Source organism: Maritalea sp. S77 (assembly GCF_049801075.1).
Taxonomy (GTDB): domain Bacteria; phylum Pseudomonadota; class Alphaproteobacteria; order Rhizobiales; family Devosiaceae; genus Maritalea.
On record NZ_JBNAGG010000001.1, the window covers coordinates 1,504,326 to 1,530,678 of the forward strand.

General features: G+C 53.6%; 26 protein-coding genes. 11 read left to right on the forward strand and 15 right to left on the reverse strand.

What is annotated here, in order from left to right; genetic code table 11:
* Window positions 1–19: 19 nt before the first annotated feature.
* From ACP15Y_RS07295 to paaG, 8 genes are all read right to left on the reverse strand, one after another.
* Window positions 20–1,333, reverse strand: a complete 1,314-nt coding sequence (locus ACP15Y_RS07295; RefSeq protein ID WP_424982345.1) for a TRAP transporter large permease — start codon at window positions 1,331–1,333, stop codon at window positions 20–22.
* On the reverse strand, window positions 1,326–1,832 hold the full coding sequence (locus tag ACP15Y_RS07300) for a TRAP transporter small permease (RefSeq protein WP_424982346.1): 507 nt from the start codon (window positions 1,830–1,832) through the stop codon (window positions 1,326–1,328). Before ACP15Y_RS07300 ends, ACP15Y_RS07295 begins: the two co-directional genes overlap by 8 nt.
* 72 nt (window positions 1,833–1,904) lie before the next feature.
* Window positions 1,905–2,921 (reverse strand): TRAP transporter substrate-binding protein, encoded by a 1,017-nt coding sequence (locus ACP15Y_RS07305; protein WP_424982348.1) that lies wholly within the window; start codon window positions 2,919–2,921, stop codon window positions 1,905–1,907.
* Window positions 2,922–2,991: 70 nt separating this feature from the next.
* Window positions 2,992–3,594 carry a TetR/AcrR family transcriptional regulator gene (locus tag ACP15Y_RS07310; protein WP_424982349.1) on the reverse strand — a complete coding sequence of 201 codons (603 nt, stop codon included), beginning with the start codon at window positions 3,592–3,594 and terminating at the stop codon, window positions 2,992–2,994.
* Window positions 3,595–3,598: 4 nt separating this feature from the next.
* Window positions 3,599–4,909: a phenylacetate--CoA ligase PaaK gene (gene paaK / locus ACP15Y_RS07315; RefSeq protein ID WP_424982351.1), complete on the reverse strand. Its 1,311-nt coding sequence runs from the start codon at window positions 4,907–4,909 to the stop codon at window positions 3,599–3,601.
* 20 nt (window positions 4,910–4,929) lie between these two features.
* Window positions 4,930–6,132 (reverse strand): 3-oxoadipyl-CoA thiolase, encoded by a 1,203-nt coding sequence (pcaF, locus tag ACP15Y_RS07320; protein WP_424982352.1) that lies wholly within the window; start codon window positions 6,130–6,132, stop codon window positions 4,930–4,932.
* Window positions 6,129–6,563, reverse strand: coding sequence for a hydroxyphenylacetyl-CoA thioesterase PaaI (paaI, locus tag ACP15Y_RS07325; RefSeq protein WP_236112980.1), 435 nt, complete (start codon window positions 6,561–6,563; stop codon window positions 6,129–6,131). Before paaI ends, pcaF begins: the two co-directional genes overlap by 4 nt.
* Window positions 6,563–7,354, reverse strand: a complete 792-nt coding sequence (gene paaG / locus ACP15Y_RS07330) for a 2-(1,2-epoxy-1,2-dihydrophenyl)acetyl-CoA isomerase PaaG (protein WP_424982354.1) — start codon at window positions 7,352–7,354, stop codon at window positions 6,563–6,565. The genes paaI and paaG overlap by 1 nt, the downstream gene beginning before the upstream one ends.
* 136 nt (window positions 7,355–7,490) lie before the next feature.
* On the opposite strand from paaG, the gene ACP15Y_RS07335 reads away from it, so the two are divergent.
* From ACP15Y_RS07335 to ACP15Y_RS07350, 4 genes are read left to right on the forward strand one after another with little or no spacing between them, the layout of a single operon-like run.
* Window positions 7,491–9,524, forward strand: a complete 2,034-nt coding sequence (locus ACP15Y_RS07335; protein WP_424982355.1) for an FAD-dependent oxidoreductase — start codon at window positions 7,491–7,493, stop codon at window positions 9,522–9,524.
* Window positions 9,521–10,738, forward strand: coding sequence for a cytochrome P450 (locus ACP15Y_RS07340; RefSeq protein WP_424982356.1), 1,218 nt, complete (start codon window positions 9,521–9,523; stop codon window positions 10,736–10,738). Before ACP15Y_RS07335 ends, ACP15Y_RS07340 begins: the two co-directional genes overlap by 4 nt.
* Window positions 10,739–10,748: 10 nt before the next feature.
* Complete coding sequence (gene paaZ / locus ACP15Y_RS07345) at window positions 10,749–12,788, forward strand: phenylacetic acid degradation bifunctional protein PaaZ (protein WP_424982357.1); 2,040 nt, start codon at window positions 10,749–10,751, stop codon at window positions 12,786–12,788.
* Between the two features lie 5 nt (window positions 12,789–12,793).
* On the forward strand, window positions 12,794–13,657 hold the full coding sequence (locus ACP15Y_RS07350; protein ID WP_424982359.1) for a PaaX family transcriptional regulator C-terminal domain-containing protein: 864 nt from the start codon (window positions 12,794–12,796) through the stop codon (window positions 13,655–13,657).
* Between the two features lie 356 nt (window positions 13,658–14,013).
* On the opposite strand, the gene ACP15Y_RS07355 is transcribed toward ACP15Y_RS07350, so the two are convergent.
* Window positions 14,014–14,448, reverse strand: coding sequence for a PaaI family thioesterase (locus ACP15Y_RS07355; RefSeq protein WP_424982360.1), 435 nt, complete (start codon window positions 14,446–14,448; stop codon window positions 14,014–14,016).
* Between the two features lie 86 nt (window positions 14,449–14,534).
* Here ACP15Y_RS07355 and paaA point away from each other — a divergent pair, with 86 nt between their 5' ends.
* From paaA to ACP15Y_RS07380, 5 genes are read left to right on the forward strand one after another with little or no spacing between them, the layout of a single operon-like run.
* Window positions 14,535–15,536, forward strand: a complete 1,002-nt coding sequence (gene paaA / locus ACP15Y_RS07360) for a 1,2-phenylacetyl-CoA epoxidase subunit PaaA (RefSeq protein WP_424982362.1) — start codon at window positions 14,535–14,537, stop codon at window positions 15,534–15,536.
* An 11-nt stretch (window positions 15,537–15,547) separates the two neighbouring features.
* Complete coding sequence (gene paaB, locus ACP15Y_RS07365; RefSeq protein ID WP_424982363.1) at window positions 15,548–15,832, forward strand: 1,2-phenylacetyl-CoA epoxidase subunit PaaB; 285 nt, start codon at window positions 15,548–15,550, stop codon at window positions 15,830–15,832.
* Entirely contained in the window at window positions 15,832–16,584 is a 753-nt protein-coding gene (paaC, locus tag ACP15Y_RS07370) for a 1,2-phenylacetyl-CoA epoxidase subunit PaaC (RefSeq protein ID WP_424982365.1), read from the forward strand. Before paaB ends, paaC begins: the two co-directional genes overlap by 1 nt.
* A gap of 5 nt (window positions 16,585–16,589) precedes the next feature.
* On the forward strand, window positions 16,590–17,102 hold the full coding sequence (gene paaD, locus ACP15Y_RS07375; protein WP_424982367.1) for a 1,2-phenylacetyl-CoA epoxidase subunit PaaD: 513 nt from the start codon (window positions 16,590–16,592) through the stop codon (window positions 17,100–17,102).
* Between the two features lie 12 nt (window positions 17,103–17,114).
* The gene (locus ACP15Y_RS07380) at window positions 17,115–18,194 is read left to right on the forward strand and encodes a 2Fe-2S iron-sulfur cluster-binding protein (protein WP_424982368.1); all 1,080 of its coding nucleotides are present in this window, start codon (window positions 17,115–17,117) and stop codon (window positions 18,192–18,194) included.
* 33 nt (window positions 18,195–18,227) lie between these two features.
* Here the strand turns inward: ACP15Y_RS07380 and ACP15Y_RS07385 are convergent, their stop codons facing one another.
* From ACP15Y_RS07385 to ACP15Y_RS07405, 5 genes are all read right to left on the reverse strand, one after another.
* Window positions 18,228–18,761 (reverse strand): hypothetical protein, encoded by a 534-nt coding sequence (locus ACP15Y_RS07385; protein ID WP_424982369.1) that lies wholly within the window; start codon window positions 18,759–18,761, stop codon window positions 18,228–18,230.
* A 14-nt stretch (window positions 18,762–18,775) separates the two neighbouring features.
* Window positions 18,776–19,882 (reverse strand): hypothetical protein, encoded by a 1,107-nt coding sequence (locus tag ACP15Y_RS07390; protein ID WP_424982370.1) that lies wholly within the window; start codon window positions 19,880–19,882, stop codon window positions 18,776–18,778.
* Window positions 19,883–20,047: 165 nt separating this feature from the next.
* On the reverse strand, window positions 20,048–20,455 hold the full coding sequence (locus tag ACP15Y_RS07395; protein ID WP_424982371.1) for a MarR family winged helix-turn-helix transcriptional regulator: 408 nt from the start codon (window positions 20,453–20,455) through the stop codon (window positions 20,048–20,050).
* A 124-nt stretch (window positions 20,456–20,579) separates the two neighbouring features.
* Entirely contained in the window at window positions 20,580–20,945 is a 366-nt protein-coding gene (locus ACP15Y_RS07400) for a DMT family transporter (RefSeq protein ID WP_424982372.1), read from the reverse strand.
* Between the two features lie 26 nt (window positions 20,946–20,971).
* On the reverse strand, window positions 20,972–21,289 hold the full coding sequence (locus ACP15Y_RS07405) for a DMT family transporter (RefSeq protein ID WP_424982374.1): 318 nt from the start codon (window positions 21,287–21,289) through the stop codon (window positions 20,972–20,974).
* Window positions 21,290–21,540: 251 nt separating this feature from the next.
* Here ACP15Y_RS07405 and ACP15Y_RS07410 point away from each other — a divergent pair, with 251 nt between their 5' ends.
* A complete protein-coding gene (locus ACP15Y_RS07410; RefSeq protein ID WP_424982375.1) occupies window positions 21,541–22,044 on the forward strand; it encodes an AAA family ATPase in 504 nt (167 codons plus the stop codon).
* 32 nt (window positions 22,045–22,076) lie between these two features.
* On the opposite strand, the gene ACP15Y_RS07415 is transcribed toward ACP15Y_RS07410, so the two are convergent.
* The gene (locus tag ACP15Y_RS07415) at window positions 22,077–25,463 is read right to left on the reverse strand and encodes an indolepyruvate ferredoxin oxidoreductase family protein (RefSeq protein ID WP_424982377.1); all 3,387 of its coding nucleotides are present in this window, start codon (window positions 25,461–25,463) and stop codon (window positions 22,077–22,079) included.
* Window positions 25,464–25,576: 113 nt separating this feature from the next.
* On the opposite strand from ACP15Y_RS07415, the gene ACP15Y_RS07420 reads away from it, so the two are divergent.
* Window positions 25,577–26,062 (forward strand): Lrp/AsnC family transcriptional regulator, encoded by a 486-nt coding sequence (locus ACP15Y_RS07420; RefSeq protein ID WP_424982378.1) that lies wholly within the window; start codon window positions 25,577–25,579, stop codon window positions 26,060–26,062.
* The last annotated feature ends 291 nt before the right edge of the window (window positions 26,063–26,353 follow it).

Genomic DNA, 26,353 nt, shown 5'->3' on the forward strand with positions numbered 1-26,353 from the left:
AATTGGCGGCCCTTAATGCTTACATTTGGCTGGGCAGGAACAGCGACAATGCTGGAATGCCAACCAATAGGGCAAGGCGGATTATGTCGGCCACCCAGAAGGGAGTTACCCCTTTGAAGATGGTGCCCGTGGTCACATCGCCCACCACATTTTTCAAAATGAACACGTTGAGGCCTACAGGCGGCGTGATCAGACTGATTTCCGTCACCACCACAACAACCACACCGAACCAAACCGGATCGAACCCAAGGCCAATGACCAGCGGGAAGAAGATCGGCACGGTCAGCAACAACATGGACAGGCTTTCAAAGATCATGCCCAACAGGATGTAGATCATCAAGATCACTGCCATCACCATCCATGGTGCCATGTTGAGTGTTGCGATCATGTCCCGCAACCCTTCGGTTAGGCCAGCAATATTGACGAAGTTGGAAAAGATCCACGCGCCAATCAACACGCTAAACAGGGATGCCGTTGTAATTGCCGTTTCTTTAAGCACTTCGCTTACGGCCTTAAAGTTCAAATTGCCGCGGAACAAGGCAATCAAAAATGCACCAGCCGCCCCCATGCCTGCAGCTTCTGTTGGTGAGAAGGTCAAATAGATCGGCCAAACATTTAGCACACCATAAAGACCGCCAATCACAAGGAAGAAGAGCAGCAACACAGCCCAAACGCCGCGCAATGCCGCAAAACGACCTTTCCAATCCGTTCGTTCGCCCGCGGGCCCCGCATCTGGATTGCGTCCAACGGTGTATCGCACCGCTAGAATGTAAAAAACGATACCCAAAATGCCCGGAATGATGCCGGCGATGAACAGTTTACCAATCGATGTTTCGGTCAAAAGGCCATAGATCACGAGGATCACAGAGGGTGGGATCAAAATACCCAAGGTGCCCCCAGCCGCGATGGACGCAGTGGAAAGACTGTCGGCATAGCCATATTTGCGCATTTCCGGCATGGCCACTTTGGACATGGTGGCCGCAGTCGCCAATGAAGATCCGCAAATCGCAGCAAAGCCGCCGCAGGCAACAATAGTGGCCATGGCCAACCCGCCACGCAAGTGGCCGAGAAAGGCGAACGAAACCCGATATAATTCGCGCGAGATACCGCCCTTATTGACGAAAAGTCCCATCAAAATGAAGAGCGGGATAACGGATAAGCCGTAATCTTGCGACGTATCAATGATCAAGCGTGAGACCATGGATAATGCGCCACGGAAGCTTGTTTCATACATGTAGCCGAGCATACCGACCAAGCCCATAGCGAAGGCGATCGGCATACGCAGCAATACCAGCACCAGAACGATGCCAAATCCAATTGCGGCTTCAATCATTTGAAGGCTCCAAAAGTTGCGGGGCAATCAAAATGATCAGACCACGCACCACCAGCACAGCGGCGGTGATGAATGTCATGATCGCGATAAACCACTCAATATAAAACTGGGGTAAGGCGAGATATTCGGTGACATCACCATAAGAACGCGCACGCTCTGCCAACACCACAACTTGTCGGGCGGGCCAAATCAGCATCGCGCCACATATCAAATTGATCAGGCCATCGCGGATGCGAACGGCCCATTTGTTGGTGAAAAATGAGTCTGTCAGGTCCACTACAATATGTTCTTGTTGGCCCGAAATGATCGGCAACATCAAGAACACAATAATGGCCATAAACCAGCGAGTAAGCTCAGTTGCAGCTTCAAACGGCGCATTGAAGGCAGACCGCATCATCACATCGGCAAAGATCATCACCATCAAGGCAAAGAGCGCGACCGACGCCAAGGCAACAGGCAGCTTAGAGAGCTGTCGAATGAGTTTTAAGGCAGAATGCATATGTTTTCCTAAGCACCTAGTGGGGTCGACGCGAGACCAATGGGCCTCACGTCAGTTTGTCTTAGGGATGCGCTATTGCGCAGCCATTTCGGCTTTCACCATGTCATAGGCAGCTTGGGCATCAATGCCAGCTTCAGTCAATTCCGCCAAAACCTGCTTGGTGATCAGGTCCGCATATTGGCCGTAAAGCGCTTGGTCTTGCTCTGATGCGATGGTGATGGTGTTGCTTTCTGCCGCTTCAGTCGCTTCACGACCAATACGGTCGATCTCGTCCCAAGCTTGGCCCAACATCCGGCTAGCTGGCTCACCAAACACTTCTTCTTGCAAAGCGGTTTGCAATTCAGCTGGCAAGCTGTCGAATGTTTCTTGGCTCATCAAGAAAGCGAAAGACCCACGGTAAAACCCACCAGGCATTTCATACACATTTTCTGCCACTTCGGTCAGCTTGAAGCCAACACGCCCTTCGTAAGGCATGGCCACAGCGTCCGCCGCGTCTGATGCCAAAGTTTCGTACACTTTTGGTGCTGGCACTTGAATGCCGATCATGCCCAATTCGCGGCCAATGTCGCTAGCAACGCCACCTGGCAAACGTGTTTTCAACCCATCCAGATCAGCAAGTGATTTCACTTCTTTATTGGAGTGGACTTGACCCGGACCGTGAGTGGAAAGACCCATCACGACCACACCGCGGTGTTCATTAAGCGCAGCGAGATGCTCTTCATATACACGCCAGTAAGCAACAGAAGCCGCTTCCGCATTGCCCTCATATCCGGGCAATTCAATCAGCTTTGGCGCGACAAAGCGACCAGGCTGATAGCCATGGAAAATTATGGTCATGTCGGCAGCGCCATCCATCACCAAATCCATTTGGGCTGGTGGTGGGGCAAGGCCCAATTTCACTTCGGCCGTAACTTTGCCGTCTGTGGCGTCCTCAATCATCTTAATAAGACCCGGCCACATTAGTGCGTTGATGCCGTGGTTTGGCCCGGTCCAGCTTGAAATGGTGAGGTTATAGTCTGCCGCCCAAGCACTGGTGCTGGTGGATACGGCGATGGCTGCAGCTGCAGCGAGTTTAAAAAACTTGTTCATTTCTTCCTCCCTAAATGAACCTTCCTCTATGCCCGACCGGATGGCCGAGAATTCCTATGGCGCATCAAGGTTATTGCTCCTCCAAGCCCTTGATGCCGCCCAATAATAAATCCGTTGCGAGATCGGCATATTGCGGACGCGTCATCCCCTTACCGCGCCGATACCACATGTAAAACCAGTTCAGCATACCAAACAATGACATGGTGACTGGTCGCAGCGTTTCCTGACGATTCTCAAAATAGTCAGGTGACACTGATTTTATGACAGTTGAAAATGTAACTACCAACTGTCTTTGCAAATCAGCCAACGTATCTTGATCAGATTGCGGCAGGACTTTTGTGGCTTCCAATTGAAGTTTGTGCTCGGCATCCGCATCGCGATATTGAGTCAAAATGGCGTGGACCAAATTGCGCAAATGCGTTTTTGGATCATCAACTGGCTCTACCGCTTCCACTGCTTCCACAAGATCTTTCAAATGTGTGTGGATGATATCATACAGCAAAACTTCCTTGCTGGCATAATAGTGATAGATCAGCGCTTTGGAGATGCCACATTCGCTTGCCAATTGGCTCATCGACGCGCGATCAAACCCGTTTTCTGCAAAGAATGTTGCAGCGGTTTTCAAAATCGCTTCGCGCTTTTCGCCATGATCTTTGGCAATGGTTCTAACCACTGGACTATCCCTTATCCCGATTATCGATCACCCGCACGGCTTTGCCCTGCGAACGGGGCACCCCGCCCGGCTCGTTGGCCACCACGCGCGCGGAAATGCCAATATTATCTTTGATTTTTTTGCTCAAAGATTTGCTCAACTGCACCCGATTTTCTTCCGAAGCCGCGTCAGCAATGGCTTCGACGTGAATGGTCATTTCATCCATCCGGCCCTGATGGGTCAACTCAATCTGGAAATGCGGGGCAAGTCCTTCAACAGCCAAAACCTGAACTTCAACTTGCGTCGGGAACACATTCACGCCGCGCAAAATGATCATATCGTCAGAGCGACCGGTAATCTTTTCCATCCGCCGCATGGAGCGGGCAGTGCCCGGCAAAAGCCGCGTCAAGTCGCGGGTACGATAGCGAATGATGGGCAGGGCTTCTTTGGTCAAAGAGGTGAAGACCAGTTCGCCCTCTTCTCCGTCTTCCACCAGTTCACCGGTCTCCGGGTTGATGATTTCGGGATAGAAATGATCTTCCCAGATATGCAGCCCGTCTTTGGTTTCCACACATTCATTGGCCACGCCCGGCCCCATCACTTCGGACAGGCCGTAAATATCTACCGCATGCATATCGAACGCGTCTTCCACTTCCTTGCGGGTGGCGTTGGTCCATGGCTCGGCGCCGAAAATACCCACTTGCAGCGAGCTGGCGCGCGGGTCGATGCCCTGCTTTTTGAACTCGTCCAAAATCGCCAGCATGTATGACGGCGTCACGGTGATGGCGCTTGGCTTGAAATCTTCGATCAATTGCACTTGGCGTGCGGTCATGCCACCCGATACAGGCACAACGGAGCAGCCCAGCCGTTCCGCGCCATAATGGGCGCCCAAACCGCCAGTGAACAGACCGTAGCCATAGGCATTGTGCAAAATATCACCTTTGCGCACGCCAGCCGCCCGCAAAGACCGCGCCACCACATCGGACCACACGTCGATATCGTTTTTGGTGTAACCGACGACGGTTGGCTTGCCCGTGGTGCCAGATGAAGCGTGTATGCGCACCACCTCTTCGCGCGGCACGGCAAACATGCCGAACGGATAATTGTCGCGCAGGTCTGTTTTCACTGTAAACGGGAATTTTGACAGGTCGCTGAGGCTTTTCAGGTCGCTGGGGTGCACGCCCGCTTCATCGAACTTGGCCTTATAAAAGGGCACATTCTCATAAGCATGGGCGAGCGTTTTTTTCATCCGCTCCAATTGCAGCGCGCTGATTTCATCACGCGAGGCGACTTCAATCGGTTCCAGATCGTCTTTCTTTGGCGATAAATCTTTCATCTCTCTCCCCCCATCAACGCCTATGGGCGCTCCAACATCAAGGCAATGCCTTGGCCAACGCCGATGCACATGGTGCACAAAGCGCGGTTGGCACCTGTGTTCATCATCTCAACACCTGCGGTCAGCGCCAGACGCGCGCCGCTCATCCCCAACGGGTGGCCAAGGGCAATCGCGCCGCCATTTGGATTGACGAAATCCGCATCTTCCGCCACGCCCAATTGGCGCAACACGGCAATGCCCTGCGATGCGAATGCTTCGTTCAGCTCGATCAAATCCACATCTGTGATTTTAAGCCCCAAACGATCCAGCAGCTTTTCCGATGCTGGCGCGGGGCCGATGCCCATAATGCGCGGCTCGACACCTGCTGTGGCAAGGCCAGTGATCCGCGCCTTCGGGGTCAATCCATATTTTTCACTAGCCGCTTTTGAGGCAATGATCATCGCCGCCGCACCGTCATTGACGCCGGACGCATTACCAGCAGTCACAGAACCGCCCTCGCGGAACGGCGTGGGCAGGCTGGCTAGTTTCTCGAGCGTGCTTTGGCGCGGATGCTCGTCTGTATCAAACACAATCGGGTCTTTTTTGCGCTGAGGGATATCCACCGCCACAATTTCCTGTGCCAAACGGCCAGAGGCGATGGCTTTGGCGGCCTTTTCCTGTGAGCGCAGGGCGAAAGCGTCCTGATCTTCACGGGAAATGTTGAAATCCTCAGCAACATTCTCACCGGTTTCCGGCATGGAATCTATGCCATATTGCGCCTTCATCAGCTTATTGACGAAACGCCAGCCGATGGTGGTGTCGTAAATCTCCGCCTTACGGGAAAAGGCCGTGTCAGCCTTTGGCATCACAAACGGGGCACGGCTCATGCTTTCCACGCCACCTGCCAAAATCACCTCGGCTTCGCCTGCCTTGATGGCGCGGGCCGCCATGCCCACCGCATCCATGCCAGAGCCGCACAAGCGGTTGATGGTGGTGCCGGGCACTGAGGTTGAAAGCCCTGCCAAGAGGGTCGCCATGCGCGCCACATTGCGGTTATCTTCACCTGCCTGGTTGGCACAACCCATATAGCAATCATCGATGGCGCTTTGGTCCAAACCGGGCGCAGCTTCGATGGTCTTTTTGATCACATGCGCCAACATATCGTCGGGCCGCACTGCCGCCAGCGTGCCGCCAAAACGGCCAATCGGCGTTCTAAATCCTTCGCACAAATAGGCTTCTGTCACGCCTCATTCTCCTCAAAATGGGTTCCCTTCACGGTGCGCGAATGGCCGCGAAAATGCGCCAATGCCTCGCCGTTCTGGTTGGTGATGGTCACATCATAAATGCCCGCGCGCCCGGCTTTGCTGACTTCCACCGCTTTTGCGGTTAAAACGTCGCCTTCCATGCCGGGCTGCACATAGGTGATTGAATTTTGATAGGCCACAGCCAGTTGGTTGTAGCTGTTGCACGCAAAGGCAAAGGCGCTGTCGGCCAACATGAACATATAGCCGCCATGGCAAATTTTATGGCCATTCAAATGTTCGGGCCGCAAGGGCAACGACAAGGTGGCCGTGCCCGGCCCCACATGATCCAATGTCATCCCAACCCGCTGCGAGGCGGAATCATTGTCCCACATGGCTTTGGCGGCGCGTTCAGCGCGCTCCTGAGGGCTCATTATTCAATGCCCCCAAATTGGGTGGGCCGCTTATCCAAAAAGGCACTCACCCCTTCGGCATAGTCTTTTGAGCGACCGCACCGACCCTGCATTTCAGCTTCCACATCCAAATGCTCGTCGAGCGTATGGTCATGCGAGGTTTGCAGCGCTTGCTTCATTTGCCCTAGACCAAATGTTGGGCCTTCGGCCATCTGCGCCGTCAGCTTGCGTGCGTCATCCATTAATTGATCATCGGCCACAGCTTGCCAGATCATGCCCCATTCCACGGCCTGTTTGGCCATAACGGGCGTTGCGGTCATGCAGATATATTTGGCGCGGGCCTCGCCGATCAGGCGTGGCAAAATCCAGCTACCACCTGCATCCGGCACCAACCCGACTTTGGCAAAGCTTTGAATAAATTTGGCGCTCTCCGCCGCCAGCACAATGTCGCAGCCCAGTGCGATATTGACCCCAGCCCCAGCCGCAACGCCATTTACGGCGCAGATGATTGGCTTATTGATCGACCGGATCAAACGCACCAGCGGGTTATAGAAATTGGAGATGGTAGCCTGCAAATCCGGCGGCGATGTCATTTTGCGTGGATCGCGGGCATCCAAATCCTGCCCGGCGCAAAAACCACGACCAGACCCGGTGAGCAGAATCGCGCGCACAGAATCATCATTTTTCGCTTCAGTCAGCGCCTTTTGCAGCACCTCATGCATCTCGTCGTTGAACGAATTCAGACGGTCTGGACGGTTGAGTGCGATCTCAACCCAAGTCTCATTTTTGGTGACGATGATTGTATCGCTCACGCCAACCTCCCCTAAGTAGTCGCTTTTTTCGTTTCGAAACCGCGAGAACAATCTCCATTTGAAAATTAGCTTTACATAAACCGACTGGTTGGTCAATATATGTTTCAACGAAGATCGGCAGTGGGGGAGCAAATTAGTGTCTGACGTGGTACGGGTCGATATTCAGGATCAAGTGGCGCGGGTGGAGATCAATAATCCGCCGGTGAACGCAACGGGGCAGGCTGTGCGCCAAGGGTTGCTGGATGCGGTCGCGCAAATTGGACAGGCTGGCGCGAAAGCGGCCATTGTTTATGGCGCGGGCCGCACGTTTGTGGCGGGCGGCGACATCTCAGAATTCGGCAAGCCGCCGCAATTGCCTCACCTTCCAGATGTGTATCAAGCGATTGAAGACAGCAGCGTGCCCTGGATCGCGGCGGTGCACGGCACCACTTTAGGCGGCGGCTTTGAATTGGCCATGGCCTGCGCCTTCCGGTTGGCGCAAAATGGTACACGCTTTGGCTTGCCGGAAGTGAATTTGGGCCTGGTGCCCGGCGCCGGCGGCTCGCAACGTTTGCCGCGTTTGATCGGCGTTGATGCCGCCATTGATCTGGCGACCACAGGCAAAATGATTGATGCCGCAAAGCTGCAAGAGCTCGGCGGTTTAGACGGCATTTTTGAAGGCGATCCGCTAGAAGCGGGCCTTGCTTTTGCCGCCGATTTGCCTGCGCGTCCCACCAAAGTCAGCGCCCGCGATATTGCGCCGGTGGATAGCGACTATTTCGCGCAAAAACACGCGGAGATCAAAAAACGCGCCAAGGGGCAATCGTCGCCGCTCGACAACCTAAAGGCCATCGAATGGGCGGCAACTTTGCCCTTTGCTGAAGGGCAACCCAAAGAGCGTCAATTGCATTTGGATTTGCGCGACAGCGCCCAAAGCCAAGCCCTTCGGCATGTGTTTTTTGCGGAACGCGCGGTGACCAAGCCAAAAGCCATTGAGGGCGGCACGCCGCTTGAGATCAACACAATCTGCGTGGTCGGCGGCGGCCTGATGGGCGCGGGCATCGCTTTTGCCTGCTTGCAGGCGGGCTACCAAGTCATTTTGATTGAGCGGGATGATGACGCCGCGCAAGCTGGGCAGGACCGCATTGCAGGCCTGATCGAGGGCGGCATTAAACGCGGTAAAATTTCAGATGAGAAAGCGGTGAAGCTGCGCTCAGCGCTCTCCGCCTCGTCAGATTATGCCGCGTCGGCATCGGCAGATTTGGCGATTGAAGCTGTGTTTGAAGATTTGGCGGTGAAGCAGCCGGTGTTCCAATCGCTGGCGGCGCATATGCGCAGTGACGCGATTTTGGCCACCAACACGTCCTATCTCGACCCGACGCAAATCTTTGAGGGCATCGACAATCCGGCCCGTTTTATTGGCCTGCATTTCTTCTCGCCTGCGCACATTATGAAGCTGCTGGAAATCGTCAAACTGCCTACCACATCAAAAGATGTGTTGGCCACGGGCTTTGATCTTGGCAAACGCCTGCGCAAGGTAGGTGTGTTGTCAGGCATTTGCGACGGCTTTATCGGCAACCGCATTCTCTCTGCCTATCGGCGGCAGGCCGATTATCTGCTGATGGATGGCTGCACCCCGCGCCAGATTGACCGCGCCATGCGCGATTTTGGCATGCCCATGGGGCCTTATGAGCTGCAAGATTTGACCGGACTGCAAATTGCCTGGGCCAACCGCAAACGGCAAGCCGCGACACGCCCCGCCGACGAACGCTATGTCCGCATCGGTGATTTGCTGTGCGAGGCCGAGCGGTTTGGCCAGCGCAGCCAAAAAGGCTGGTACCAATATGAAGAAGGCAATCGCACGCCACAGGACGATCCGTTTGTGACGGACCTGATCATTGAGGAAGCCGCGCAGGCAGGTGTCACGCGCCGCGACTTTACCGATCAGGAGATTGTGGATCGGCTGATGGCGGTGATGATCAATGAAGGGGCATTGATTGTTGAAGAAGGGATTGCCGAACGCGATCTCGATGTCGATCTGGTGAAAATTCATGGTTATGGCTTTCCGCGCTGGCGCGGCGGGCCCATGCATTATGGCGAACAGATTGGCATGGACAAGGTGAAACAGGCCATGGCCGAAGTTGTGGCGCAAAGCCCCAATAGCTGGCGCGTGGCGGGGAGGCTTTCATGAGCGAGATTGGTCGCGATTTGATCGATGGATTTGACCTGAACCATCCCCCTGCCGGGTTTATTCAAGACCCGTTTCCCTATTATCGCGCCATGCTGGCGCATCAGCCGGTGCTACCACAGCCGGATGGCTCGTTTATTCTGTCGCGCTTTGCCGATCTGGATCGCATCTATCGCGACACCACGCTTTATTCGTCGGACAAGAAGCAGGCTTTTCTGCCGAAGTTTGGCGGCGATGCGCCGCTTTATGAGCACCACACCACCTCGCTGGTGTTTAACGACCCGCCTTTGCACACCCGTGTGCGCAAAATCATGGTGGGGGCGCTTAATGCCCGCGCCATTTCCAATATGGAGCCGGGGCTGATCGACACCATCGATATGCTGCTAGCCGATATGGCGGATCGCACTGAAGTGGATTTGATCGAAGATTTCGCCAGCAAAATCCCAATCCAGATCATTGGCAATATGTTCAATATGCCCATGGAAGATCGGGAACCTTTGCGCGACTGGTCCTTAGCGATTTTGGGCGCGTTGGAGCCAACGCTCACGCCGGAACAAGAAGCATGGGGCAATCAGTCGGTCAAAGACTTTAAGCTTTATCTGAAAGACCTTGCGGACCATCGGCGGAAATATCCCGGCGATCCGGAAACCGATGTATTGACCCGCCTGATTGAAAGCGAAGAAGGGCAATTGTCTGGGACCGAATTGCTGCAAAATTGCATTTTCATTCTCAATGCCGGGCACGAAACCACGACCAATTTGATCGGCAATGCCTTGGCGGTGCTGCATGAATTTCCAGAGCAGATGCAGGCGCTGAAACAGGGCCCGGATTTGATCAAAACCGGGGTTGATGAGTTTTTGCGTTTTCTATCGCCCAACCAGTTTGGCAACCGGGAAACCACTGAAGATATTGAGCTCGACGGGTTCAAGTTCCCCAAAGGCACAAACTTACATTTGGCCATTGGCGCGGCCAATCGCGATCCGGCGCAGTTTGATCAGCCGGACCAATTGATCCTGGCGCGCAAGCCAAATCGGCATTTGGCCTTTGCGGGCGGGCCGCACCTTTGCGTCGGCTTTCAATTGGCGCGGATGGAGGGCCGCATTGCGGTCAACCGGTTCCTCAAGGCCTATCCAGATTACAAATTGACAGGCGAAGCAGAGCTGGGCGGACGCATTCGCTTCCGCGGCTATGCGAAACTGCCTGCGACATTAAAATAGAGGGTTTAAAATGACTTTGATGCAATTAGAAAGCTTTGCTGCAGGCCAATGGGTGGCCCCTTCCGGCAAGGTGCGCAAGATTTATTCTGCAGTGACGGGCGAGGAGATCGCCGAAGCAGGTTCTGACAAGCTCGACTTCCAGCAAATGATCGATTTCGCCAAGCAAAAGGGTGGCCCCGCACTGCGTAAAATGACCTTTCATGATCGCGCGCGGATGCTCAAAGCTTTGGCAACCTATCTGAATGACCGCCGCGATCCGCTTTATGAATTGTCGTATAAAACTGGCGCCACCTTGGCCGACAGCAAGATCGATATTGATGGGGGTATCGGCACTGTTTTTGTCTACGCCTCCAAAGGCCGTCGGGAAATGCCCGATGCGCATATTTATCCTGATGGCGACCTCGAAATCTTGTCACGCAACGGCACCTTTTTAGGTCAGCATTATTGCACGCCGTTGCTGGGCGTTGCGGTGCATATCAATGCGTTCAACTTCCCGGTTTGGGGCATGTTGGAAAAGCTCGCCCCCACCCTGTTGGCGGGTGTCCCTGCGATTGTGAAGCCAGCCACCTCCACCTCCTATGTCACCGAAGCGTGCGTAAAAATGATGGTGGAAAGCGGGATTTTGCCGGAAGGTGCGATTCAATTGGTGATGGGCGGCACGGGCGATTTGCTTGACCGTTTGGATTGCCAGGATGTGGTGAGCTTTACCGGCTCCGCCGCCACAGCGTCCTACCTCAAATCCAACGACAATATCCAGAAAAATGGCGTGCGCTTTATTGCAGAACAAGACAGCTTGAATGCTTCTGTGCTTGGGCCGGATGTAACGCCGAAGACACCGGAATTTGACCTGTTCGTCAAAGAAGTGTTGCGCGAGATGACCGCCAAGGCGGGCCAAAAATGTACCGCCATCCGCCGGATGGTTGTGCCGGACGCACAGGTACAAAATGTGATTGACGCATTGAGCGCCAAGCTGGCCAAAAATGTGATTGGTGACCCCACCGCAGAAGGCACCCGCATGGGCGCTTTGGCATCGCTGGATCAGAAAAAGGATGTGCTGGAAAAAGCTGCTGAAATCGGCAGTGAATGCGAGCTTGTTTTTGGTGATCAGAACAATTTGCCGCTGAATGGCGAAGGCTTGGAAAATGGTGCCTTTGTTGCGCCGATGTTGTTCCATTGTAAAGACCCGGACAAAGCCACCATCGTGCATTGCACTGAAGCCTTTGGCCCCGTGGCCACCGTGATGGGCTATCGTGATCTTGGCCATGCCATTGAGTTGATGAACAAGGGCGGCGGCTCGCTTGTGGCGTCTGTCATCACCCATGACGCCGATGTGGCGCGTGAGCTGACCATGGGCGCGGCCGCATGGCATGGTCGACTTTATTTCAACAACCGCGACAGCATGAAAGAATCCACCGGGCATGGCTCACCTTTGCCCCATATGGTGCATGGTGGCCCGGGTCGCGCGGGCGGCGGCGAAGAATTGGGCGGCGTGCGTGGCGTCACCCATTATATGCAGCGCACCGCGGTGCAGGGCAGCCCTGATCTGTTAACCGGCATTGGCGGCACTTATGTGAAAGGCGCGCGCTTTAAAGAAGGCCCCGCCCATCCGTTCACCCGCACCTTCCACGAGTTGGAAATTGGCGAAACCATCCAGACCAAATCACGCACCGTGACGCTTGAGGATATTGAGCATTTCGCGCATTTCACGGGCGACACCTTCTATGCCCATATGGATGAAGAAGCGGCGGAGGCCAACCCGTTCTTCCCCGGTCGTGTGGCGCATGGCTATTTGCTCTTGAGCTTTGCGGCGGGCTTGTTTGTGCAGCCTGACCCCGGCCCGGTGCTGGCAAATACGGGCCTTAACAGCCTCAGCTTCCAAAAGCCGGTGAGCCCGGGCGATGAAGTGCGCGTGACGCTGACCGTGAAGCGCAAAACCAAGCGGACCGACGAATATGGCGAAGTGCGCTGGCACGTGAATATGTTCAATCAGGATGATGAGCAAGTTGCCGAATATGAGCTTTTGACCATGGTGGCGTTTGAGCGTACATAAGGTGCATGAGTGCACCGCATCAGCTGATTTCACCTTTGATCGACCATCTGCATTCAGATGGTCGATTGCGCGTTTGGTCCGTGGTCATCACCATTTTTGGTGATGCCGTGCAGCCCCATGGGGGCACGGTGGCCATGGCCGATTTGCAGGCCATATTGGGTCATATGGGCGTGGAAAATGGCGCCTTGCGCACCGCCATGTCGCGCCTGGCGAAAGAAGGCTGGGTGACGCGCGAGCGCCAGGGCCGCAACAGCTTTTATCGCTTGTCGCCAGCGGGCCTGAAAAGTTTTATCCCGGCCACAGAAAAAATCTACCGCGCCCAATATGCGCCAACACCACAAAAACTGATTTTTGCCGTCGGCCCCGATGTGATCGGCACCGCACGGGAACAGCTCAATGCCCTGCTGGCCGGATTTGGCGGCATGGCCCTGCGCAATGGCGTGGCGCTATTTGCTGACCCGAGCGATCATTTACTACGCCAATTGCAGCAAGCGGACCTCCTGTTGATTGATGCTGACCTCGATGAACTGCCGCGCTGGGTAGCCGAGAAATTGGAACTGACCGAAATTGAGGCCGATTATCAGGCCCTGCTCAATCGGTTCACGCCCTTGGGTGAGCAGGCCGAACAGCTGGCCGACCTCTCCCCGATCGATGCCTTATGCGCCCGTATTCTATTGATCCATGAATGGCGGCGGCTGATTTTGAAGCAACCGCCCCTCCCCGCGCATTTACTGCCCGAAGACTGGCCCGGCGCCGCCGCCCACCATTTGGTGAGTGGGCTTTATCGGCAATTGATTGGCCCATCAGAAGATTGGTGGTCGAACGGGAATGGCACTGCCGCGCGGACGGTTTTGGCTGAGCGGTTTTAGGCTCAACTACCCCCTCGCTCGTCATTACCGGGCTTGACCCGGTAATCCATGAAGCCTCTCAATTTATCATCGCGCTGGTGTTTAATTGCCACCCTTGCTTGGACCCCGGATCAAGTCTGGGGTGACGCTGTATGTGGTGCAGCACCGTGTGAAATGGCAGCGCTGAAAAGCCCGCCCCATCCACAATCGTCACCCCAAGACTTGATCTTGGGGTCCATTTCACCTGTCCACTTGCGAAAGTGTGCAATGCTTAGATCACGTGCCGTTTGGCCAGCGTGAAATGGATTACCGGGTCAAGCCCGGTAATGACGTGTGAGCGTGTGGCCTAAGCTGGGTCTTAAACCCGCAAGGCCGTTCTACTCCTCAATATAAGCAAAAACGCCCGTCGAGGTGGTCGCCACTTTTTCGCTGCCTTCGGCCATAATGTCGATGCGGGTAGTGGCGAGGCGTTTGCCGTTGGAGAGGACCCTCGCGTCGAAGATCACATTGCCTTCGGGCAAGGGCCGCATAAAGTTGGTGGCCATATCGACCGTCACGCAATTGCGGAAGCGGCCATTGAGGTAACTCAGCGCCAAAAAGCTGACCGTGTCTGATCCGGCCATCAGCGCCTGTCCACTCACCAAACCGCCGTTTGGGCCGCGGTGCCGCAAGATTTTTTCGGTCGCTGGCATCACGAATCGGGCGCCATTTTCTCCAAGGTCCAACACCTTGATACCAAGTTCTTGCACCCAAGGTGCGCAAATTTCGACGATCAGCGCTTCCAGCGCTGCTGCATCTAGACGATTTTCCATCCCCATCTCTCCAATATGTTACGAAAATTACTTGATATGTGAAATTTCGTGACGTATTATTAACATCCAGAGAGAGGGATGCCAATATGTATTCACAAGGATTGATTGGTGCCGATGGCGCCACGGAAGAAACTGAAGAGTTTCTGGCCAAGTTTCAGGCCCGCATTGACCGGGAAGAAAAGATTGAACCCAATGATGCAATGCCGAATGGCTATCGCAAAACATTAGTGCGCCAGATCGGCCAACACGCCCATTCAGAAATTGTCGGCATGTTGCCTGAGGGCAATTGGATCACCCGCGCGCCGAGCCTTCGCCGCAAAGCTGCCTTGTTGGCGAAAGTGCAGGATGAAGGTGGCCACGGGCTTTATCTTTATTCCGCTGCTGAAACGCTGGGCGTGACCCGCGAGCAGATGACCGAAGAGCTGCTTTCTGGCAAAGCGAAATATTCGTCGATCTTCAATTACCCTACGCCAACCTGGGCCGATATTGGCACCATTGGCTGGCTGGTTGATGGCGCGGCGATTATGAACCAAATCCCGCTTTGCCGCTGTTCTTATGGCCCTTACGCCCGCGCGATGATCCGCGTGTGTAAGGAAGAGAGCTTTCACCAGCGCCAGGGCTATGAAATTTTGATCTCACTGTGCAATGGCACCGAAGAACAAAAGCAAATGGCGCAGGATTCCATCAATCGCTGGTGGTGGCCATCGCTGATGATGTTCGGGCCGCATGATGCGGAGTCCAGCCATTCTGAACAGTCCATGAAATGGAAAATCAAGCGCTTTTCCAATGATGAACTGCGGCAGAAATTTATCGATGCCACTGTGCCACAAGCCGAATATCTGGGCCTGACCGTGCCGGATCCCGAACTGAAGTGGAACCCGGACAAGAATGGTGGCAAAGGCGGTTATGACCATGGCGAGATCGATTGGGACGAGTTTTGGCGCGTGGTGAAAGGCCATGGCAAAATGAACCGCGACCGCATTAAAGACCGCAAAAAAGCATGGGACGATGGCGCATGGGTGCGGGAAGCTGCCTTGGCGCACGCTGAAAAACGCGCCGCCCGCCAAACCCAACACGCCGCCGAATAGGGAGGAATTTTATGTCTAACGAAACACCACTTTGGGAAGTTTTTATCCGTCCACGCAACGGCTTGTCCCACAAGCATTGCGGCTCTTTGCACGCCGCTGACGAAGTGCTAGCGCTGCAAGCTGCACGGGACACGTACACACGCCGCGGCGAAGGGGTTTCCATTTGGGTTGTGCCTTCAAAGGCCATTTTCGCCTCTGATCCTGATCAGGCGGATGAAAATTTTGAACCCGGCGTCGACAAGGTTTATCGCCACCCCACCTTTTATGACATTCCAGAAGAAGTGGGGCATATGTAATGAGTGCGCCTTTGTTCAACGCTTTGCTCGAACTGGCAGACGATCATTTGATCCTTGGCCATCGGGTTTCAGAATGGTGCGGCCACGCCCCGTTGCTGGAGGAAGATTTGGCGATGCCAAATATGGCGCTTGATATGATCGGCGCCGCCCGCAGCCTTTACACCCATGCCGGTGAAATTGAAGGCGAAGGGCGCGACGAGGATCAACTCGCCTATTTGCGTTATGACCGTGAGTATAAGAACTGCCTGCTGGTGGAACGGCCAAATGAAGATTTTGCCCACACCATGCTGAAGCAACTTTATTTTGCAGCCTTTATGCATCCCTATTGGGAAGCGGCGCTGCAATCCAGCGATGAAACCGTGCACGGCATTGCTGGAAAATCGGTTAAGGAAGTGGCTTACCATATTCGCCATACCGGCGAATGGGTGGTGCGGCTTGGCGATGGCACTGAGGAAAGTGCGCAGCGTATGCAAGACGCAGTCACAGAACTGCACCCTTATGTGGAAGAACTGTTCCATATGTCTGCTGATGCGCAAGCGGCGGCTGACAATGGTGCTTTGCCAGATCGTGAAGCCATGCGCGCCCAATGGACCAACACCATTTCCAATGTGTTTGACCAGGCCAAATTGACTATGCCAGAGGTGGAGTACCCGCAATTGGGGGGCCGCACCGGGCATCATGGTGAAGAGATGGGCCATCTGCTCAGCGAACTGCAATATATGCAGCGCGCCTATCCGAATATGAGCTGGTAAGGGCAATGGCGGACGTACATCAACTCAAACCAACCCGCTCTGCCGACGCGCAAAAGGCATGGGAGGCCGCCGCTCTGGTGCCTGACCCGGAAGTGCCATGCGTGAATGTGGCCGAGCTGGGCATTTTGCGTGATGTGCAAATGATAGACGGCAAAGCGGTGGCTTATGTAACGCCGACTTACACCGGATGTCCCGCCGTGTTGGCCATCGAATTGGCCATTGAGGTGGCGCTACGCGAAGCCGGGTTTGACCCGCAAATTGAGCGTGTTGTGTCACCGCCCTGGACCACTGACTGGATTAGCGATGAGGGCCGCGAAAAATTGCGCGCCTATGGCATCGCGCCCCCGGTTAATGGCTCCAACTCCAAGCTGGCTTTATTTGGCGAAACCATTGTCGCCTGCCCCAAATGCGGCAGCACCGACACGGAAAAGCTATCTGAATTTGGGTCCACCGCGTGCAAGGCGCATTATCGCTGCACGAGCTGTCGTGAACCTTTCGATTATTTCAAATGCATTTGAGGGCCGAAAAAGATGACCCCTAAGTTTCACACACTGACGATTTCGAAAATTGAAGAGCTGACCCCGGATGCACGCGCCATCAGCTTTACCTTGAACGATGATCTGCGCGACGCCTATGCGTTCAAGCCGGGGCAATATTTGACCCTGCGCAGCACCATTGATGGCAAGGATGTGCGGCGGTCTTATTCCGTCTCCTCGCCGCTCGGGTGCAATGACCTCACCGTGGGCATTCGCCGGGTGGAAGATGGTGTATTTTCCAGCTTCGCGGCCAACGATCTGAAGGTGGGCGACCAGCTTGAGGTGATGACCCCGGACGGGCGTTTTGTGGCCGATATTGGCGGCATGAAAAAGGCGCTGTTGATCGCCGCTGGTTCCGGCATCACGCCGATGATGTCCATCGCGCAATCCTTGTTGGAAGGCGATGACGAGGCGGAAGTGACCTTGGTTTATGGCAACCGCGAAACCGGCACCATCATGTTCCGCGAGCAGCTTGAGTTTTTGAAAGATCGGTTTATGGACCGCTTTACGCTGATCCATATTCTCAGCCGTGAAGATCAGGACGTGCCGATTTTGAATGGCCGCATTGATGCAGATAAAATCAAGGCCTTGGTAAATACCGGCGCAATTGATCCCAAAGCCGCAGATGGCGTGTTTTTGTGCGGCCCCGGCGAAATGATTGAAGTGGCCCGGCAAAGCCTTGAAGGCATTGGCGTGGCGCACGACAAAATCCACTATGAATTGTTCACCCCCGCCGATGGCCAAACCCCACGCAAAGCCCCCACCAAGGCGCAACGCGAAGCAGCGGAACAAGGCGTGAAGGTCGAAGTGGTGCTGGATGGCACCAAGCGCAGCTTCACCCTTTCCGATCCGGAAGACACAGTGCTGGAAGCCGCCCATAAACACGGGCTGGAACTGCCCTTCTCCTGCAAAGGCGGCATGTGCTGTACCTGCCGCTGCAAAGTGGCCAAAGGCAGCGCCGAAATGGATGTGAATTATTCACTCGAGCCGTGGGAAATTGAAGCCGGCTTCACCCTCGCCTGCCAAACCCGCCCCACCAGCGACGAACTGACGCTGGATTTCGACGAAAGCTAAAATTAAGGAGGGCATCGCCCTCCTTTTTTCGGTCTAGCGCGACATGAGTTGATCGTTGAGTATCTCTTCAATTTCCTCGTTCTGTCGTGTCAAAGAATTAATCAGACCTGAGCTCAACTTATCATAGCCGGATAGGCCGCTGTCGTGCAAAATAAGTGCACGTTCATTAACCCGCTGAATTTTGTTCAAATTTTGCACGAACTCAAGGCGATTTTGATATTGTTGTCGAAGCGCGTATTCTGCGTCGAAGCGAACCATATTGCCATCGACTTGCGCGCCGAAAACGAACTCAAAGTCTGATTTCACGCCCTCGTCATAACTAGATATTTTTTTGAGAACGCTTTCATAGGCTTCAGGATGTTCATTACGCAGTTCTTGGAATATTTCAGATATCTTTGGTGCCACTCGAAACAACGGCCCAGTCGCACCACCTCCAGCGCCGCCTAAAACAACGTCCGGCACGATGCATTTGTTGTCATCGTCGGCATTGTCTTCTTGCGTGTATGCGGGTGTCGAACTGGCGCATACCCAAACACATAACAGCACGCCAAATAGTTGTCGGGACATTTTCACTTTCCTCCCTATTCAGTTTTAGCCAAAGGGATTTGATGCACGCCCTCATAACCAACAACGACCGGCCGCTGAAATATCTGTTTGAAGGTCACCGATTGCGCATTATACCCGGACACGCCGAAGCTAACGGTCGGCACATCACTATTTTTTGCGGCCAACTCTAAAAGAGCGGTTTCGATTTCGTTTATGCGTTCATTAATATTTTGTGTGTCAATATTGGAATCCGACGAATTCTGAGGCGTCGTGTTTATGTTGAATATGGGCTTAATCTCAACTGCACCGTTATTTTCGGCCGGCGCATCGCTTTGCTCCTCCCCCTGCGAGGTATTGACTTGGGTTGCCCGGGCAAGAAGAGCAGCTAAATACTCATCGTAATAGGTGTAATTGATTTCACGCGCCAAATAGACTTTGGAGACAAACAGAAGTTGCGATGAGCGGACAAACTCTTCGTCGTGTGGAGCGAGATTGTACTTCGCGTTGATTACTTGAGATAAATTTGATTGCGTACAAGCAAGTGCTGGCTGTCGTTGCCCACCGCAAAATATCCTCAATTCATGTAGGGCTCGCGGTATCGTAATTTCATAACTTCGCACCTGATTATAGGCAAGGCGCATGCGTAAATTTTTGCTGGCATTTATGCCGAAGACTGTTTGTAAAACGCCGACTTGCGCTCCGCCGCTGGCCCCGGCAGAAAGTCCTGTATCAATTTCAATTGTGGGAAATGCAGCTATTGGCAATTTTTCAATATTTCCGATGGCAAATGCTGTGCCGGAAGGGAAATCTGACTGCGCGAAGCCAATCTTGCTGTTGTCTTGTTGATCGAGTTTCGTTGTATCAAAAATGTATCGTGTCTTTAAATATGCTTTGATTGCATCCCGCTGATCTGTTGTCGTAAAGAACGCGCTTTTCCTATCAAATCGATCTTTCTTGCCCGTCACTTGAACCGCAAAAATATCACCCACTTGTATATCGCTTCTCGGCGGGTAAACAGCATTCACACCTAGTTGTTCGGCGCTGCGAGAATAGGTAACCGCTGGCTTTTCCTTAAATGATTGGTTGCAACCTGACAGAATAAGGCAAACCGCAATAGCATTTAAAAAATGGCTTTTCATCATGACACAAATTAAAAAAGTTAAACAATTATTAATTAACTAGCTTATTAATGAATATGTCAAGCAAAAAGGATTCTATGCAACGTTTCCAATTTGACATCTGGCAGGTAGAATCAATGCATACTTCCTGAGGGCGTCTATCTATTGCCCCAAAAGTTGATTAAGACGCTAATGTTTGCGCAACAGCATTTCCAGCAACGCTTCTCCGCCCTTGGCTTTGATTGCTTCACGTAGCGCTTTTTCATAATCAGGCTCGGCATTTTTGAGATGCTCGCGCCCCTTATCTGTGATCACCGTGTAAACACCGCGCCGATCATCGGGGCAGAGATCTCGTATGGTGAGGCCGTTGCGCTCCAAGCGTTCCACCATCCTTGAAACTGAGCTTTGATTAAGGCCGAGATGGTTGGCCAAGTCTTGCATACGCAATTCAAATTTTGGGGATTTGGCCAACACTTGCAAGGCGCGAAATTCTGACAAGCCAATAGCGAATTTTGATTGCAGCATTTTGGTGAGCTCGGCCTCAACCCCTGCAACTATTTGGATCAGTCGCATCCATGAATCGCTAACTTTTGACATTGGCTTGCATCCATTTCGCCAGAAATATTATCTCAGTCTTAGCTCGGCTACTTGATTGTCACAAGGTTGTGCACGCGATTAGGCGTGCACAAGCTGATAGGCTCTTTCGCGCTTTTCCCGAGCACTAGCCATTCAGCTTCTCGCTGTCAGCGAGCTTTAGCCACACGACCCCGGCAATAATCAGAACCAGCCAAATGCCTTGGTGAAACGCCAATTGTTGATCGAACAACAAATATCCAAAGATTGCAGCGCCTACTGCACCAATGCCCGCCCAAACTGCATAGCCGACACCCACATCGATTGACCGCAGCGCGCGGCTCAAAAAGTAAAGTGTGAGCAGGAAAAATATGATGGCAGTGATTGACCATGGAAGATTTGAAAAGGCCTCACTGGCGTCCACGCTCAGCGCATATCCAATTTCAAACATGCTTGCAATCAGCAAGCTGATCCACGCGTTTAAGGACAAATTTTGATTTGAATTTAATGTCATTTTATTCTCGCTTTAAAAATCTGATTTTATGCTGCGCCGCTGAGACGCAAACCAATCACGCCCAATATGACCATGGCAATGCCGCCCACTTTCTTCCAGTTGAGACGCTCGCCGAACGCTGCGCCAAATGCAACAATTCCAACCCCGGCAATTGAGGTCCACATGGCATAACCAACGCCGACATCAAAAGTGAGCAAAGCAAAGCTCAGCGCCAACGTTGCGCATATGCCGCTGATCAATGTTGCTGCCGTCCACAACCAATTTCGAAAGCCATCCGCTTTTCCGGCAGAAATGGCCACGGCAATCTCGAATAAAACGGCGATGCCAAGATATATCCAATGCATTTTATGCTCCTCATCACGCGACCAATCGATCGCTCTAAACAAAATAATCGCGCCGAACGTTCCTGCGCTCGCGCCTATAGACAAATGGCCAATTTCAACACCGCACCATTTATTTGCATGTGCATACAATATTTTTCAACTTCAAGTCAATGCATGTACATGCATTTATTTTCACCGATTTGTGAGATCGACGCCCTAAACAGAAGTCACTTTGTGTGTTACCCGCTTAAAACCTCTGCTAGGTTTGGAACATGGGGATTCAAAATTATTTGATTGAAGGCATTTCTTGCACTGGCAAAACATCGGTTTGTCATCTGCTTGAACGGCGGGGATATTACGCATTAAACGGTGATAACGTATTCGCCTATTGCGGCGACCCGGCAACCGGAAAACCACTCTCCGCTGGCGGGCACGATACACATATTTGGGATGTGGCAAAGGTGGAGCAATTGGTGGAAGACCAAAGCCAACAGGCAAGTTTTTTCTGTGGCGGCAGTCGAAACTTCGATAAGTTTATCCACCTGTTCGACAAGGTTTTTGTGCTCGAAATTGATCTTGAAACGCTCAATCATCGCCTGGCTCAGCGCCCTGCTGATGATTGGGGCGGTCGCGAATCTGAACGCGAGTTAGTACGTCAACTGCATGCTTCTGGCGGTGATGTGCCGAAGAATGGTATCCGCATTGATGCGACCCAACCGCTTGACCAAGTGGTGGATGAAATTCTGACGCATTGTGACTTGTCACAGCGCCGATAGCGCTGTGGCTGTCAACGGTTGCGGCCTATCCCCTAGGCCAGTTCCGCCAGCGCCTTTTTATATTTCTCAATCGCCTGCTCTTTCACCACGCCATAGCCTTTGACCATATCGACCAGCTTGGCCTTTTTCATCGCATCGCTGTGATTATCGGCGGTCAGGTTGGCCGCCAAATCTTCCACCAGCGCGATATAATCGTCGCGCAGTTTGCGTTCGTCGCGGCGGTCTTTGCTGATGCCGAACACGTCGAAGGCGGTGCCGCGCAAGGGACGCATGGCGTTGAGCAGTTTCAAGCTGGGCAGAGCGACCGCTCCCGGGATGGCGAACTTTTTCGGGCGGCCATTTGGTTCTTTGATCCAATTGAACATTGGCGGGGCCATATGGAAGGTCATTTTTGCGCCGTCTTTAAACCGCCCTTTCATCTCGTTAAGATGGGCCGTTTCAAGATGCAGGCGCGCGACTTCATATTCGTCCTTATAAGCCATCACTCGCGCCAGTTGATGCGCTACAATTTCGCTTAAACCGGTTTTGCCGAAGGCATTTTCTGCGGCCTGCACTTTGCCCACCACGTCTTTATAACGGTCGGCATATTGAGTGTTTTGATAGCGGGTTAAAAAAGCGGCGCGATCACTGATCAATTGCTCCAATGTTTGCTCAAGATCAGCTTCCTGATCTTCAGCAAACAGTTCTGGTTGATCAGCGATCAAACGCCCAAGTTCAAACGCATTCAAATTGGCCTCAATGGCCTTGCCGTTCAATTCAATCGCGCGGCGGATGGCATCGCCATCCAGCGGGATTTGCCCTTTTTGCCACGCCATGCCGGTGAGCATCATGTTGGAGAAAACACTGTCGCCAAACAGGGCCACCGACAGATCGGTCACGTCGAAATAATCGACATGTTTTGCACCTTCATTCAGTTTTTTCAACCGCATTTCTTCTTGGAAATCAGCCAAACCGCGCAGCACAAAATCTGCGGTGGGCAGGATTTTGGTGTTGGCGATCACATGGGTTTTGTTCGGGTCGAGGCAGGCCATCGGCTCAGGCATATTGGCCACCACCAAATCGCAGGCAATCACCGCATTGGCATCGCCCTTATCAATCCGCACTGGCCTGTCCAACCCCCGTTTTTCCAAAATTTTGAGGTGAGAGATCACTGCGCCACCTTTTTGGGCAAAGCCCATAAAGTCGAGCACGGACGCCCCTTTGCCTTGCAGATGCGCGGCCATGGCCAACACGGCCCCCACGGTCACCACCCCGGTGCCGCCGACACCTGTGATCAGCACTTCGCCGGTTGTGGCAAATTTGGGCTCGGGCAAGCTGGCAATATGGGTCAGCAAATGCTCGCGACGATGTTGGTCTCCGGTAGCCTTTTCCGCGTCGCCTTCGATGGTGACGAAGCTCGGGCAAAAACCTTCAACGCAGGAAAAATCCTTATTGCAGGACGATTGATCAATTGTGCGTTTCACGCCCCATTTGGTTTTTACCGGACTCACAGAAATGCAGTTTGATTGCACCGAGCAATCACCGCAGCCTTCGCACACATCAGGGTTGATAAAGACCCGCTTTTTCGGGTCTTCGATCAGCCCGCGTTTGCGCTTGCGGCGTTTTTCGGTGGCGCAGCCCTGATCGTAGATCAGCGCAGTAACGCCCTCAATATCGCGCAATTCGGTTTGGATCGCGTCGAGGTTTTTGCGGTGGTCAAGGCTCAGCCCCTTTCCGCGCATCAGGCCGGGGGCAAACCGTTCAGGCTGGTCGCTCACCAGCGCAATCCGCTCCACGCCTTCGGCTTTAAGTTGCGCGACGATGGCTTCCACGCTCAGTTCGCCATCCACATCCTGACCGCCGGTCATGGCGACGGCGTGGTTATAAAGGATTTTGTAGGTCACGTTCGACTTAGCGGCAATCGCCTGACGCATGGCCATCATGCCAGAATGGAAATAGGTGCCATCGCCCAAATTCTGAAAAATGTGCTTCTTGCCAGTATAGCTTTCCATGCCGATCCAATTGACGCCCTCGCCGCCCATTTGCACGATGCCGCCTGTGTCGCGGCCCATCCACGAGGCCATATAATGGCAGCCAATGCCGGGCAGCGCGGTGCTGCCGTCGGGCAGTTTGGTGGATCGATTGTGGGAGCAGCCGGAGCAGAAATAAGGCACCCGGCGCGCCACGTCGATCTCGTCAAGCGTTGGCGCAGGTGAGGCGGAAGGAGGAAGGCCTTCAAGGTCCAAAAAGTTATGAACAACCTGCGCCAAAATGGAGGGGCGCAACTCACCAGCTTCAGGGATAAGCGGGGCGCCCTCAAGGTCTTTTTTGCCGATAATGGTGAAGTCGTGCTGGTTGAAAAACAGTTCTTTCAGCTGGGTTTCCACCACAGCGCGCTTTTCTTCCACCACCAGCAGTTTTTCGGCTTTCGCCAAAAAGCGTTGATAGCCCGTTGGCTCAATCGGCCACACCAGCCCCACCTTATAGACCCCAAGCCCCATGCGCTTGGCTTTGGTTTCGCTGATGTCCAGATCGCGCAGGGTCTGCATCAAATCAGCAAAAGCTTTGCCCACGGCAACGATGGCGATTTTGGGCTGTTTGGCACCAAATGCCACTTCGTCAATCGGGTTGGCTTTGGCGAAAGCGCGCATCGCATCCAGTCGGGCGAGCAGCTTTTGCTCCAGCACCGGACCAAAGCTTGTGGCGGGGTCATGGTTTAAGCCGAAAGGCGGCGGAGAGTAATCCTTCGGCACTTTGAATTGACGTGGTTCCGGCACTTCGATGGCGGCGCTGCTTTCCAGCACTTCGGAGATGGTTTTGAACCCGATCCATGCGCCCGTGTAACGGGAGGCGGCAAAGCCATAAAGGCCAAAGGGGATATAATCGGCGACACCGGCCGGGTGCAGCACAGGCATCATATAATGCTCGCCCGCCTGATCCGACTGGTGCGGCATGGAAGAGGAAACGCAGCCATGATCGTCGCCGAAAAAGGCGATCACGCCGCCATGTTTGGAGGCGCCGAGGGCGTTGCCGTGCTTCAAGGCATCGCCAGATCGATCAACGCCGGGGCCCTTGCCGTACCAGATGCCAAACACGCCATCGACCGTTTTTTCCGGATCGCTGGCCACTTCCTGCGTGCCGATGAGAGAGGTAGCGGCCAAGTCCTCGTTAATGGCGGGGAGAAAATCGATGTTGTGCTCATCGAGCACTTTTTTGGCTTTGCCCAGGGCCTGGTCATAGGCACCGAGGGGGGAGCCGCGATAGCCGGAAATAAAGCCCGCCGTATTGAGATTATTGGCCGCGTCGAGTTTGGCCTGTTCAACAGGAATACGCACCAGAACATCGGTGCCAGACAAAAAGACCCGCTCGCGCACCATGCCGTGGCGCAATTCATAATCAGGATAAGCAAAAATATCGCGATCAAGCGTTGTTAAATCCATTATGTCCCCCTCTAATCAGGAGGCATTATCGCCTATTTTACTTGACAAAGCTGATCAGATTTGCAGGTGATTAAGGTCAAATTTGCACAATCTTTTCGCCTTGGAGCTAAATTTTGAATAACTCACTCAAAATAGATCAAATTGATGGAAAGATACTCGAGCTGTTGCAAAAGAATAGTCGCATCTCCAACCAAGAGATCGCCAATCAGGTGGGCAGCTCTGTTTCCTCGGTTTGGCGGCGTATCAATGCGCTTGAGGAAGCGGGCGTTATTCAAGGCTATGGCCTCACCGTCTCCCCAGAAAAAATGGGCTATCAGGAAACCATTTTGCTGCAGGTCAGCCTGCAGCGGCACAGCGATGACTATATCGAGCAATTTATCCATCTCGTGGAATCCATTCCCGAGATTTTAGAATGCTACGCCACCACAGGCGAATATGATTATGTGCTGAAAGTGCTGGCCACCGACATGCGCGCGTTCCACCGCTTCGTCCGCAACAGCCTGATGCGCCAGCCGTTCATTTCCAAAACCTACAGCCAGGTGGTGATGGACAAGATCAAGTTTCAAAAGGCCATTCCAGCGGTTGTGAAGAAGGGGTGAGGCTTTTTTCCGCGCCGCCACCAGTCGCTTCGCTCCCGTCCCCGACCCCCTCTTTTTCTTGCCGCCACCGGTCGCTGCGCTCCCGTCCCCGGCACCCCCGCCATGGGTGCCTGATTTTAGTATTTCCCGCGAAATTGGCCCACCCTTCGGACGTCACTCCAAGACTTGATCTTGGGGTCCAATTCAACTTTCCACTTGTCGAAGCAATAGTGGTTTCTCGCCAGCCTTTCCACAAGTTGACGACTCAAATGGATTGCAAGATCAAGTCTTGCAATGACGTGGAAGTCTCTC